This window comes from Micromonospora sp. NPDC048898 (assembly GCF_043198035.1).
Classification (GTDB): Bacteria; Actinomycetota; Actinomycetes; order Mycobacteriales; family Micromonosporaceae; genus Micromonospora.
Window position 1 is genome coordinate 17,474 of record NZ_JBICUF010000015.1, and the last position, 12,427, is coordinate 29,900.

9 protein-coding genes are annotated in these 12,427 nt (G+C 71.0%); 3 read left to right on the forward strand and 6 right to left on the reverse strand.

Annotated features, from left to right (window positions below; translation table 11 throughout):
• Positions 1-15: 15 nt before the first annotated feature.
• The 4 genes from ACGFIQ_RS28870 to ACGFIQ_RS28885 all read right to left on the reverse strand — a co-directional run bounded on the left by ACGFIQ_RS28870 (position 16) and on the right by ACGFIQ_RS28885 (position 8,072).
• Positions 16-744 (reverse strand): hypothetical protein, encoded by a 729-nt coding sequence (locus tag ACGFIQ_RS28870; RefSeq protein WP_393248639.1) that lies wholly within the window; start codon positions 742-744, stop codon positions 16-18.
• Positions 745-863: 119 nt separating this feature from the next.
• Complete coding sequence (locus tag ACGFIQ_RS28875; protein ID WP_393248640.1) at positions 864-3,743, reverse strand: BTAD domain-containing putative transcriptional regulator; 2,880 nt, start codon at positions 3,741-3,743, stop codon at positions 864-866.
• A gap of 181 nt (positions 3,744-3,924) precedes the next feature.
• Positions 3,925-5,133, reverse strand: coding sequence for an alcohol dehydrogenase catalytic domain-containing protein (locus ACGFIQ_RS28880; protein WP_393248641.1), 1,209 nt, complete (start codon positions 5,131-5,133; stop codon positions 3,925-3,927).
• Between the two features lie 110 nt (positions 5,134-5,243).
• The gene (locus ACGFIQ_RS28885) at positions 5,244-8,072 is read right to left on the reverse strand and encodes a BTAD domain-containing putative transcriptional regulator (protein ID WP_393248642.1); all 2,829 of its coding nucleotides are present in this window, start codon (positions 8,070-8,072) and stop codon (positions 5,244-5,246) included.
• Positions 8,073-8,372: 300 nt separating this feature from the next.
• Here ACGFIQ_RS28885 and ACGFIQ_RS28890 point away from each other — a divergent pair, with 300 nt between their 5' ends.
• The gene (locus tag ACGFIQ_RS28890; protein ID WP_393248643.1) at positions 8,373-9,377 is read left to right on the forward strand and encodes an RNA polymerase sigma factor; all 1,005 of its coding nucleotides are present in this window, start codon (positions 8,373-8,375) and stop codon (positions 9,375-9,377) included.
• Positions 9,378-9,381: 4 nt separating this feature from the next.
• The gene (locus ACGFIQ_RS28895; RefSeq protein WP_393248644.1) at positions 9,382-10,134 is read left to right on the forward strand and encodes a GNAT family N-acetyltransferase; all 753 of its coding nucleotides are present in this window, start codon (positions 9,382-9,384) and stop codon (positions 10,132-10,134) included.
• A 60-nt stretch (positions 10,135-10,194) separates the two neighbouring features.
• Here ACGFIQ_RS28895 and ACGFIQ_RS28900 read toward each other — a convergent pair whose 3' ends face one another.
• A complete protein-coding gene (locus ACGFIQ_RS28900; protein WP_393248645.1) occupies positions 10,195-11,118 on the reverse strand; it encodes an alpha/beta fold hydrolase in 924 nt (307 codons plus the stop codon).
• Between the two features lie 171 nt (positions 11,119-11,289).
• Positions 11,290-11,949 (reverse strand): hemerythrin domain-containing protein, encoded by a 660-nt coding sequence (locus tag ACGFIQ_RS28905; protein ID WP_393248646.1) that lies wholly within the window; start codon positions 11,947-11,949, stop codon positions 11,290-11,292.
• Positions 11,950-12,083: 134 nt separating this feature from the next.
• Here ACGFIQ_RS28905 and ACGFIQ_RS28910 point away from each other — a divergent pair, with 134 nt between their 5' ends.
• A complete protein-coding gene (locus ACGFIQ_RS28910; RefSeq protein WP_393248647.1) occupies positions 12,084-12,332 on the forward strand; it encodes a transcriptional regulator in 249 nt (82 codons plus the stop codon).
• The last annotated feature ends 95 nt before the right edge of the window (positions 12,333-12,427 follow it).

Genomic DNA, 12,427 nt, shown 5'->3' on the forward strand with positions numbered 1-12,427 from the left:
GCCGTGCCGACGGGGTCAGCCCAGCCGCACCGAGACGACCGCGTTGTCGAAGCCGACAGTCCCCAGATCCGCGACGTCGCCGTTGATCACCTGCGAGCGGCCGGTGCAGTCCTTCCCCGCCCAGATCTTGAGCGAGCCCGGAGCGGCCACGGAGGACGCGGCCCCCGGTCGGTCCAGGTTCCGGCAGCCGGTGCCGGCCACACCCTGCGACCCCGCACCATCGCCGAAGTTGGGGTCGTCGAAGAAGACGGCGCTCGTTGCCGGAGACGCCGGCGAGGCGTCCGGGGTGGCCTGCTCCCCACCGGGGACGCCGGCCTTCCCGCCGACCGGGGTCACCCCGAACCAGGTGCCGCCAACGCCCTGACCCAGGGTGTCACCCGGCTTGGTGTCCTTGGCGAACCGGTAGAGGGTCAGCCCGGCACCGTTGACCACGACCGAGTCGAGCTTTGCCACCCTGCTCGCGGTCAACTGGGTCCAACGCTGGGCGGACTCCTGGGCGCTCCCGGTCGCGACCCCGCCGTTGGGCACCGCCCAGTCACCGGTGCCCTCCGCCGAGTTGTTGGACTTGGCGGTGCCGGACAGGAGCGCGGGACCGGCCCCACCGCCCGGAGCTGCCGGCTGGCTGCTGCCCAGGTCGACGGCCCGGGCCGGGCCGGGCGGAACCTGGGACGAGCCGCACCCGGTGAGCGTCGCCGCGCCGAGGGCCAGCACGGCGAGGATGGGAGTCAGGTGGTTGCGTGTCATCTCGGATTCTCCAGCGGTCAAGCGGCTTCCAGGAGGTCCGGAAACCGATCGACATCCACACGGAGCATGCCCGTGATCGGTTCAGGTCCGCACCGGCCGTCGGCGGCACGCGGTTGTCGTCAGTTCGGTGGCGGGTGAGCCGCACGATCCAGCTCTGCCGCCAGATGACGCAGCTTGGCCTGCATGCGCAGGGGGCCGCCGCCCTGGAACGACCCCAGCACCTCCCGGGCGCCCGCCAACGCCGTACGCGCCGCGCCCACGTCACCCATCGAGATCAGCAGCTCGGACAGGCTCACGAAGGCCTGGAAATGGTACGGCCCCTCGCCGAGCAGGCGCGCCGACTCGACGGCCGCCTCAAGCTCCTTGACGGCGTCCTCGGCGCGACCGAGCTTGACCAGGTTGTCCGCGACGAAATCCTTGTTCATACCTTCCTCGTGCGGGCGCCCGACGCGGCGATTGAGGTTCAGCGCCTCCTGCAGCACCTGGGCCGCGTGCTCGTACTGGCCCAGGTGGGTGAGCGACCTGCCCCTGGAGTAGAGGCCGCGCATCTCGGCCGTCTCGTTGCCTGCCGCACGGCAGAGGGACACCGCCGTCTCCGCGTACTCCAGGGCTCGCTCGTGCTCGCCGAGGCTGGTGCAGACCGCGTGCATGTTGATCTGGGTGAGCGCCTGCTCCAGCAGCATCCCGTTCGCCACGAACACCGTCAGCGCGGCCGACAGCAGATCAAGCGCCTCCTGGTCGGCTCCCAGAAACCACCGCGCGCCGGCCAGGCTGCGCAGCACGTGCGCCTCGCCGACCACGTCCCGGTCGTCGCGCGTGGCTTGCAGGGCGAGCCGCATGACGTCCTCCCAGTCCTGGAAGTATCCGGCCCACTCGAGGTACTGCTGCATCGTGAGCGCCAACTGCCAGGAGACGGTGCTGTAGCCCAGTTCGGCCGCGACCCGAACCGCTTCCCGGAGCACCTCGCGCCGGTCGGCGAACCACCCGTTGGCCTCCTCGTACGACGCCGGCTGTTCCGCCCGCACACCCGGCTCCGGCGGGGCGGGTGGAATCGGAGGGCGGTTCGGATGCAGCATGACCTGCGCGTTGAAGCTGCTGTGCAGGTAGTACTGGAGCAGCCGGGTGACGGCGGCTCGCTGCTCGTCGATCGGATCGGTCGTTCGGAGCAACTCCTCCGCGTACGCCCGGACCAGCACGTGCGAGGTGTAGCAGCCCTTGTCCTGCTCCGACACCAGCGCCGCCTCGGTCAGTTCCTCCAACTCGGCCCGGGTCCGATCCGGGTCCCGTCCGGACAGGCTGACGCAGGCGCCGAGGGTGATGCCCGGGGTCAGCGCCACCGACAGCAGTCGGAAGAGCCGTGCCGCGCCGGGGCTCAGCTGCCGGTACGACCAGGAGAACGCGGTGCGTGGATCGGTGACGCCCACGCCGCCCGGGAACGCGGCGAGCCGTCGGGCGCCGTCGCGCAACTCGGCCGCCACCGTGGCCAGCGAGAGCTGGGGCCGCACGCTCAGCCGGGCGGCCAGGATCGACAGCGCGAGCGGCAGCCGGCCGCACAGTTCGATGATCTCGTCGAGGACGTCGGCGTCGATGCCCTCGGCCGCACGGCTCGGCAGGACGGAGAGCCGGGTCGACAGCATCTTGCGAGCGTCGGGCAGGTCGGGGACGTACGCGCGGTACAGGCGTGCGCCCTCGGAGGCCGAGAGACCGACAAGCGGGCGCCGGCTGGTGATCAGAACCAGGCTCTCGGCCGAGTTCGGGAGCAGCGGACGCACCTGCGAGGCGTCGCGGGCGTCGTCGAGCAGGACGAGCATCCGCTTGCCGACGGTCAGGCTCCGGTACGTGCCCACCAGCGCGTCGAACGTGTCGGGCACCTCCGCCGCGCGTACACCGAGGGCGTACAACAGCGAGCGCAACGCGTCCGCCGCCGAGACGGTGCCGTCCTCCCCCGTGTTGCCGCCCAGGTGGAGGTGGAGTTGGCCGTCGGTGAACTCGTCCGCGACCGAGTGCGCGAAGTGGGTGACGAGCGTGGACTTGCCCACGCCACCCATCCCGTCCACCGCGACGACCATCGGGCTGGTGCGCTGGCCGTCGCCCATGCCCAGAACCAGGTCGCGCAGCACCGTCAGCTCGAACGTCCGTCCCACGAACATGGGCTGGTCCGGTGGCAGCTGCGCCGGACGCACCAGCGGCGCCGGGAGCACCGCCGCGCCGGACTCCACGTCCGGTGCGGCCGCCTGGGTCAGCACCCGGTGCTGGGCGTTGCGCAGATCCCGCCCCGGGTCGATGCCCAACTCGTCGGCGAGCCGGGCGCGGATGCTCCGATACGCCTCCAGCGCCTCGGCCTGGTGTCCGGCCGCCCCGAGCGTCGTCACCAGGCTGGCGTGCACCGGTTCGTGCAGCCGTCCCATCTGCGCGGCGAGTCGCAGCGACGCCAGAACCCGCGCCGGTTGGCCGACCCGGGTGGCGATCTCGGCGGCGGCGACGGCGGCGTCGAAGACCTCACCGTCCAACCCGGAGAAGGTCGCCGTGGCCCCCGCGGTGTCGGCCAGGGTCTCACCGGCCGGTCCGTGGCAGAGTCGCAGGGCCTCCAGGTAACGGGCCAGCGCTTCCTCCAGCCGGTCGCCGCGCGCGCTCTCCGCCGCCTGGGCGACGAGCTGGCGGAACGCGACGAGGTCCAGCGTCGCTGGGCCCGCGGTGAAGCGGTAACCCGTGTCGTGCCTGGTCAGATACGAGCCGGCGGCCCGCGGCGACAGGCCGGGTTCGAGGAGCCGGCGGATGGCACCGATGTACTTGTGGATGACGTTCACCGCGCTGGGCGGCGGACCAGGTCCCCACACCAGGTCGATCAGCTCGGTCATGGCGATCCTGCGGCCCGGGTGCGCGATCAGGAGGGCCAGCAGGCAGCGTTGCTGCCGCGGGCCCGCGTCGAGTTCGACGTCACCCCGCCAGATCCGGAGCGGGCCCAGGATCTGCAGGCGTAGCGCGTTCGAGTGGGCCAACCGTTGTTCCTTCGAGGTCGAATGACCCTCGAAACGTAGTCACAGACAGTGGATCATTTGTTGACGTCGACTGGACCGGCCGTCACCGCGGTACGGTTCCGAGCCACCAAGAGCCCACGAAACATCCGCCGGCCCACTGCACGCGCGATGGACCACCACGTGATTCGACGCCGATCGGCGGTCACGCGGTCCGCAGGGCGACCTTCAGCCAGCCGGGGCTGCGCCTGTCGAACTCGCGGTACGCGTCGATCGCGTCGGTGAGCGGCTCGTGTTCCGTCACCACGTCCTCCGGATGGACCTGGCCGGACGCGACCATCGCCGCCAGCTTCGGGATGTACCTGGGGTGATTGCCGTTCCCGGCCCGGACGGTGAGGTTACGAGCCATGGCCGTGCCGATCGGGAAGAACCGGTCGGCGGGCGGGTAGACGCCCACGATCCCCAGGGTGCCCACCTTCGCGAGACTCTCCACCGCCCAGGTCTGCGCCTGGCTGGGCGCGTCTCCCGGCTTCCAGTGCCCGTCCACTCCCCCACCGTCGAGGTTCGGGGAGATCTTGCGTTGGTCCTCGCGATTGCGCTCGTCGTCCCTGCCCGCGGCGGGGCCCGACTTCGGGCTCTCGCCATCCACGCCGACCGCGTCGATGGCGCAGTCGGCGCCGATTCCGTTCGTCAACTCCATGATCGCCTCGACCGGGTCGGTCTCGTTGAAGTTGATCACCTCGGCCCCTCGCCGGCGGGCGTGTTCCAGCCGGTCGGCATGTCCGTCGATCGCGATCACCCGCGACGCGCCGCGCTGGTAGGCGGAGAGGACGGCGAACTGGCCCACCGGCCCACAGCCCCAGACGGTGACGATGTTGCCGTCGCTGGCGTCGGCCAGCACCGCGCCGAAGTAGCCGGTGGGGTAGATGTCGGACAGCGTGATGGCCTGCGCCTCGGTGACGTTCTCCGGCAGCCGGATCAGGTTGGTGTGCGCGAACGGGATCCGCGCGTACTCCGCCTGCAACCCGTTGAACGGGCCCTGCGCCTCGGGTGAGCCGGGCGAGCCCGTGCCGGAGCGCGGCCCGTACGGGTTGACGTCGTCGCACTGCGCGAAGAGCCCTCGGCGGCAGTAGGCGCAGGACCCGCAGCCCAGCACCGCCGAGATCACCACCCGGTCTCCGGGCTTGAGGTTGCGGATCTGTGGTCCCACCTCCTCGACGACCCCGACGCCCTCGTGGCCGAGGATCTTGCCCGGCTTCATCCCGGGCATCGTGCCCCGCACGAAGTGCAGGTCCGTGCCGCAGATCGCCGCCGTCGTAATCCGGACGACGGCGTCCGTCGGCGCCTCGATGCGGGGCTCGGCCACGTCGTCGACGCGGATATCGCCGATGCCGTGCCAAACGACAGCCTTCATTGGGCGCTCCTCTGCGACACTGTGCACCGGCGTTCGATCCAGCACGCGCTGACCTTCTGACGAAATTCCGGGCTACCCGTGACACAGCACCGCAAACCCGTCCGAGATCGTCAGGCCGGGGACAGCAGTTCGGTGAGACGGATGAGAGCGGCACGCATGCTGTCGGTGCCACCGCCCTGCAACTCCCCGAGAACCGCGCGGGCCCGCTCGATCACCCGCTCGGCTCCGGGGACGTCACGCGCCGTGATCAGCACTTCGACCAGCTGCCGCAGCGCGTCGAACTGCAACGGCCGATCCCCGACGCGGTACGCCGTCTCCGCCGAGAGCTCCAGCTGCTCGGCCGCCTCGTCGACGTGTCCGGATGCGGCCAGGTTGCGGGCGATGGCGGCCCGGATCTCGCTCTCCGCTCGGCCGCGTCCGATCCGCTGACTGAGTGCGAGGGCCTCGGTCAACACCCGAGCTGATTCCTCGACCCGACCCAGCCCGGCGAACGACGTCCCGCTGAACAGGAGACTGACGACCTCGGCCCGACGATTCTTGAGAAGGCGGGACAGCGACAGTGCCTTCGCGCTGTGGTCGAGGGCGAGGTCGTGCCGGCCCAGCGCACTGAACACCTGGTGGAAGTTGTTGTGCACGAGCGCCTGTTCCAGCCGCATGTCCCGGTCCTCGAAGATGCGCAGCGCCTCGCCGAGCAGGTGCAGCGACTCGTCGTTGGCTCCGAACACATGACGGGCGCCGGCCAGGCTGCGCAGGACGTGCGCCTCCCCGACCACATCACGGCTCTCCCGTGCCGCGTACAGCGCCACCCGCATGACGTCCTCCCAGTCCTGGAAGTAGCCGGCCCACTGCAGGTACTGCTGCATCGTGATGGCGAGCTGCCAGGGCGCGATGCCGTACCCGATGTCGGCCGCCCGGTGGACCGCCTCCGTGAGCACCTCCCGTTGGCTCGCGAACCAGGCGATGGCCTCGTCGTACGTCTCCGGCTGCTCCGCGACGACACCGGGCAGGGGCGGCGGTGGCTCGATCGGCGTCCGGTTCGGCTCCAGCACCACCTGCGCGTGGAAACTGCTGTGCAGGTAGTACTGCAGCAGGCGGCTGATCGCCGCCTGTCGCTCCGCCGCCGGCTCCTCGGCGTGCAGGAGCTCTTGCGCGTACGTCCGGACCAGCACGTGCGACGTGAGCCGGCCGTCCGCGTGCTCGGTCACCAGGTCCGCCTCGATCAGCTCGGCCAGCTCGGACCGGGTGTCGTCGGCGTCGCGGCCGCCGAGACTCACGCAGGCCGCGGCCGTGACGCCCGGCACCGGGGCCACCGACAGCAGCCGGAACAGCCGGGCGGCACCGGGACCAAGCTGCCGGTAGGACCACGAGAACGTGGTACGCGGATCACTGAAGCCGCCCCCGCCGGGGAACGCCTGGAGCCGGCGGGCGCCGTCGCGTAGCTCGGCGGCGACGGAGGCCAGCGACAGTCGCGGGCGGACGGCGATCCGGGCCGCCAGGATGGCCAGCGCCAGCGGAAGCCGGCCGCACAGCTCGATGATCTCGTCGACGATCTCCCTGCCCGCCGTTCCGCCGGCCGGAAGGTCGGTGAGACGGCGTTCGAGCAGCCGGCGGGCCGTCGGCAGGTCGGGCAGATCGACGCGGAGCGGATGGGCCCCGTCGAACGCGGCCAGGCCGACGAGCGACCGCCGGCTGGTGACGAGCACGAGACTGTCCGCGGAGTTGGGCAGCAGCGGACGCACCTGGGCGGCGTCGCGGGCGTTGTCCAGCAGGACCAGGATCCGCCTGCCGGCGGTCATGCTCCGGTACATCCCGATCCGCGCGTCGAACCTGTCCGGAACGTCGGAGGCGGCCACGCCCACCGCGTGCAGGAGAAGGCGCACCGCGTCGCCGGCCGTCCGGCTCTCGCCCTCGCCGAGGTGACCCTGAAGGTCGAGGTAGAGCTGCCCGTCGCTGAACTCGCCGGCCACCCGGTGCGCGAAATGCACCGCGAGTGTCGACGTGCCGACGCCGCCCATGCCGTTCATCGCGACCACCAGGGGGCTGGTCCGTCCGACGGCCCTCATCCCGGTCACGAGGTCGTCCAGGATCGTCAGCTCGGAGTCGCGGCCCACGAAGAGGGGCAGGTCCGGCGGAAGCTGCGCCGGACGCACCAGGGGAATCGGGCGGGACATCCCGGGGACCGGGATCGGGTCCCCGGAGGACGGCATCCCCGCCTGGGTGAGGGCCCGCCGCTGGGCGTCCTGGAGCTTGTGCCCAGGGTCGATGCCCACCTCGTCGTCCAGGCGCGCGCGGATCGCGCCGTAGACCGCCAACGCCTCGGCCTGATGGCCGGCCGCGGCGAGCGTCGTCACCAGGCACGCGTGGACCGGCTCGTTGAGCCGGCCCATCTCCGCGGCGAGCCGCAGCGAGGCCAGCACCCGCGCGGGCTGACGCACTCGCACGGCCACCGCGGCGGCGGCGACCGCGGCGTCGAAGAACTCGCTGTCGATGCCGGCGAAGGTTGCCGCCGCGTTGTCGGTCAAGCCGGCACCGGCCGAACCGTGGCACAGCTCGAGAGCGCTGAGATAGTGGTCGAGCGCCTCGGCGGGACGGTCCTGCCCCAGGCAGGACTTCGCGGCGGAGACGTGGCGGCGGAACGCGAGAAGGTCGAGCGTCTCCGGCCCCGCGACGAAGCGGTATCCGTTGCCGTGCCGCAGCAGGTAGGACCCGGCCGAGCGGGTGGGCAGATCGGGTTCGAGCAGGCGGCGCAGCGCGCCCACGTACTTGTGCACGACGTTCACCGCGCTGGGCGGCGAGTCCGCGCCCCAGATCAGACCCGTCAGATCGGTGGTGCTGACCGGTCGCCCCGCACGAGCCAGGAGCAGCGCCAGCAGGCTGCGTTGCTGACGCGGGCCCGCGTCCAGCTCGACGGCGCCGCGCCAGAGCCGCAGCGGGCCCATGATCTGCAGGCGCAGCGCACCCGTCGATGCCGGCTCCGCCGACCGGGTGGAGCGAACCGGCTCTTGTGCGGATTCACTTGACGGTGACTGAATCGAGCGTCCACCCCTCCGGCTCGCCGAACCACCGGGTGCCGCGAGTGGCAAGACGGACGTCGGGGTTGAAAACGGCACGAGGCGGGCCGCGCCGCGGGCGGGGTGGTCCTGGCTTGTGTCGACGGGCATGTCCTGCAGATCCAGGCGGCAGGACGAAAGTTCGATCCGCTGAAGAAGTTTTCCACTGGCCGGGGCTAGCGTTCCGGCATGCTCCTACCAATCTCGGGACCCGCCTCGGCCGGCGACGCGGAGCAGCTGGTCCGGGCCGCCCAGCAGGGCGATCCGCGAAGCTTCACGCTGTTGTTCGAGCTGCACTACGCCGGCATGCTCGCGGTGGCACACCAGATTCTGGGCGCGGTGCCGGACGCCGAGGACGCCTGCCAGGATGCCGCGATCACCGCGTTCGGCCGGATCGGCGAGCTGCGTGACCCCGCCGCGGTCCGGCCCTGGCTGCACGCCATCGTGCGCAACAACTGCCGCAGGCTCCTGCGCTCACGAAGGCCCGTACCGGTCGGCGTGGCCGGCGAGACCCTGCACGCCTCGGAGCTGGACGACCCGGTCGCCCGGATCGACCGCAGCGCACTGCGGGACTGGATCTGGCACGGCCTGCACCAGCTGTCGCCGGCCGCACAGACGGTGGCGATGCTGCGCTACTTCACCGAGAACAACTCGTACGAGCAGATCGCGGACCTCTGCGGGGTCCCGATCGGCACCGTCCGCAGCCGCCTGAGCGAAGCGCGCCGTCAGCTGGCCGAGGTCCTGCCCCGCGTCCACGACGAGCGGCACGACGAGACCGCGGCGCTGCGGGCCGAACGGCGCGAGGAGGCGACGACTGTGCTGTCCGCCGTGCCCAACGGTGCGCCGCTGAACAAGGTGGCCGCGCGCTGGGCCGAGGACATGACCTTCTCCTGGCCGAGTGGCAGACGGACGACCGGCCGCGAACCGGTCTTCGCGGCCATGCGACGGGACTATGACGCCGGGGTCGCGTTTCAGGTCACCGGAGTGGTGGCTGGTGCGGGCATCACGATCTGGGAGAACGCCTTCGTCAACCCGCCGGAGGATCCGTTCCACTGCCCGCCCGGCGGGACCTGGCTGCTCCGCGAGAAGAAGGGCCTGGTGTGTGAGGTACGCCTCCTGCACGCCCCGCGACCGCCCCGCCCGGAGATCACACCCCCGGCGAATCGAACTTCTGGCCGCCGGACCGGCCCTTGAGGGTATGACCACCCATTCCATCCATGACCTGGGCCCGCAACTCGCCGCCAACCGCCGCTACTGGTGCGGCTGGGCCGGTACGCGCCCCGACACCGACCTGCCGACCTACCGCACCGACATCCCCCACCCACTGCTCAACGGGGTCCTCCGCGTCCGCGGCCAGCAACTCGACGACGCGATCGCGGAGGCGAGGAAGCACCTGACCGGCTCGCGGTGGGGCTGGTGGGTGGGCGCGGACAGCGACGAGGGCACCGCCGAGGGCCTGCTCGATCGCGGCGCGGAGCAGATCGCCGACATGCCGATCATGGCGGTGGACGTGACCACCGTGGCCGAGGCCGAGACGCCCGCCGATCTGTTGATCCGGACCGTCGTCGGCCCGGTCGGGATGCGGGAGTACGTCGAGGCCTACGCCGGGCCGCTCGGCATCTCCGGTGACCTGGGGATCGTCGTCGACCGGGAACTGAACTTCGCCTACCCCGACGTGGTCCGGCTCGCGGGCACCGTCGACGGCCGGACCGTCGGCACGTGCACCCTGTCGCTCGGCACCGACATCGGCGCGCTGTACTGCATCGCCACCGACCCCGACTTCCGTCGGCGTGGCATCGCGACCGCCCTCACCCGCGAGGCGTTGCGCATCACCCGCGAGTCGGGGCGGCGGATCGCCACGCTGCAGTCGAGCGCCGAGGGCGAGCCGGTGTACCGGCGGATCGGCTTCGACACCGTCGCCCGCTATCGCCTCTACCAACTCCCGGAGTGAGCTTGCGGCGATGCCGCCCCGGCCGCTCCACTGCCGGCCGGGGCGGCGCCGCCGCGCCCGTCACCACCACCGCGCATCGTGCCGTCCGGTCAGGGCCAGCTCGCTCGGCCGACGAGGCCGGCCGGGAACGCCGCCACAGACCCGCAGGGCGAACTCCAGCACCACATGGCTGAAGCGCTCCGCCTCCTCCAGGTGCGCGAAGTGCCCGCTGTCGGAGAACTCGGCCAGGACCGCCTCGGGAATGGCCGACCGCAGCATCTCGGCCGACTCCGGGCCGAAGGCGAAGTCGTGCACACCCGCCACGACAATCGTCGGTGCGCTGATCGAGGGCAGTGCGCCACGAAGGTCGAAGTCGGTGGCCGGCCTCGGCCAGCAGGGCAGCGCACCGAGGAGATGGGCGAACTCCGTGCGCCGTCGCCAGTAGTCGGCGAAGTAGGCGGGGAGGATCTGCCAGAGCCGTGCGGTGCTCTCGTGCACCCACCGACCGGCGGGACGGTCGAACGCGGCGATCATCGCTTCGGCATCGGTGCGGTCCGCGTGGGCCAGCGCGTACTGCCGGAGTTTCTCCCGTGCCGCCGCCCGGGTGTGCTCATCGGCCACCGGTGCGGTCGCGTACAGGATCAGCCCGGCGGTCCGGTCCGGGCGGCGCAACGCCAGATTCTGCGCGACGAATCCACCGTGCCCATGCCCCAGCACCAGCACCGGGACGTCGGAGAGGTCGGCGATCACCGCGTCGAGATGGTCGGCGTAGGTCTCGAGGTCGTACGTCGCTCCCGCCGGTAACCGGCTCGAACCGCCCGTGCCCACCGGCTCGAGATAGACCATCGTCAGGCGGCGCTCCAGCAGTGGCATGCGCAGATAGTCTCCGGAAAGCCCCGGACCACCCGGATGCACGAAGCAGAGCGGGCCGCGGCCACGAATGTGACAGATCAGGGAGAGGTCGCCAACCCGAACCGTGTGCGCCTTTTCCGAACCAGTATTCATGACAACTCCTCGGTGACCACGAATGACATCAGCAGCCCCCCGGCAACCCCCAGGTCGAGCATGTCGGATCGCAGTTGATTTCCACTGACCATCTCCGACGCGGCCCGGGTGCACGATGAAGGGCAGCCGGGTTCCCGGCTGCCCTTCATCGGCTCGACTGTCAGTGCGCGGTCAGGCGGCGCTGCCCACCCTGTCCAGGCCCAGACGACGGGCGTACCGGGTGTACGCGCCCGGCCCGAGCCGGGAGAGCACGAACCAGGCCGGACCCGGGATGACCGCCCTGAGACCCGCGACGTGCTCGGGGGCGCCGTCGCGCAGCACCATCCCGAAGGCCATGGGCAACAGGTTCTTCGGCATCGTGGCCATCGCGGCCGCGCCCACCTCGGCCCACTCCTTGTCCGTCAGGTATTTGTCGATCAACGCCAGCAGGTGTGTCTCCTCGGTGACCAGGTGCTCCAGCATCGGCGGGATCATGGCGTCGACGGCCGAGGCCAACGCGTCACGGTCAGCCGACGTCGCCCTCCAGCGCCATACGGTGGCCAGCCTCTCCACCTCGACAAGTGCCTCGTGCAGGCCCTCGTGCTGACGTTCCATCGTCTCGACCAACGGCGCGATCTCATTCGGGCCCCGTTGCAGCAGTTTCGGCCAGACCTTCTCGTCCTCACCGGCGTGATGCAGGTTCAACAGACCGGTGAGGATGAGTACGTGGTCGGCGACCCGTGCGGCGGCGGCGCCGTCGTTGGCGGCAACGGTCCGGACGAGTGCCGCGGCAGCGGGAAACTCGCGTCGGAAGGCGCTGTGGACGAGGTACATGTCGCGACTGTCTGCCATTCTTCTCTCTTCTCGATTCCGTGCACGTCGATGTGACGGCCGCGCCCGACCATCGAGCGTCCCAATGACATTCCGATCGGTCCCGGCAACCGTAAAGGCCGGCTCTTGACGAATAGTGAACGCGCACAGCGACGGTGCGACGACGCATCGCGGATGGTCGGAAACCCCATCACCCACGTGCCCTGGGAGCATCCGGGCAAGTACTGAGCGACGGCGGCTACGTCGAGGTGCGCAAGGGTTACGTGGGCAAGCGCCCGCGGACCTGGATCAACCTCTCCCCAACCGGTCGAGCGGCGCTGAGCGCCCACATCGCGGCCCTGCAGGAGATCGCCACGCGGGTCGGCCGCCCCGACTCGACACCTGTCCCCGAGCAGTCCGGCTAGGGCCTGTGTCAAAGCCCCTGGCCGGCCTGCGGCGGGCCCAGACGACGACCGGCCGCGTTGGAGATTGGTCCGGATACAACACCGGTATCCGGACG

Excerpts from the sequence above, each read along its gene's own strand:
- ACGFIQ_RS28870 (WP_393248639.1), bottom strand. The coding sequence starts at position 744 with ATGACACGCAACCACCTGACTCCCATCCTCGCCGTGCTGGCCCTCGGC.
- ACGFIQ_RS28880 (WP_393248641.1), bottom strand. The coding sequence starts at position 5,133 with ATGAAGGCTGTCGTTTGGCACGGCATCGGCGATATCCGCGTCGACGAC.
- ACGFIQ_RS28885 (WP_393248642.1), bottom strand. The coding sequence starts at position 8,072 with ATGGGCCCGCTGCGGCTCTGGCGCGGCGCCGTCGAGCTGGACGCGGGC.
- ACGFIQ_RS28890 (WP_393248643.1), top strand. The coding sequence starts at position 8,373 with ATGCTCCTACCAATCTCGGGACCCGCCTCGGCCGGCGACGCGGAGCAG.
- ACGFIQ_RS28895 (WP_393248644.1), top strand. The coding sequence starts at position 9,382 with ATGACCACCCATTCCATCCATGACCTGGGCCCGCAACTCGCCGCCAAC.
- ACGFIQ_RS28900 (WP_393248645.1), bottom strand. The coding sequence starts at position 11,118 with ATGAATACTGGTTCGGAAAAGGCGCACACGGTTCGGGTTGGCGACCTC.
- ACGFIQ_RS28905 (WP_393248646.1), bottom strand. The coding sequence starts at position 11,949 with ATGGCAGACAGTCGCGACATGTACCTCGTCCACAGCGCCTTCCGACGC.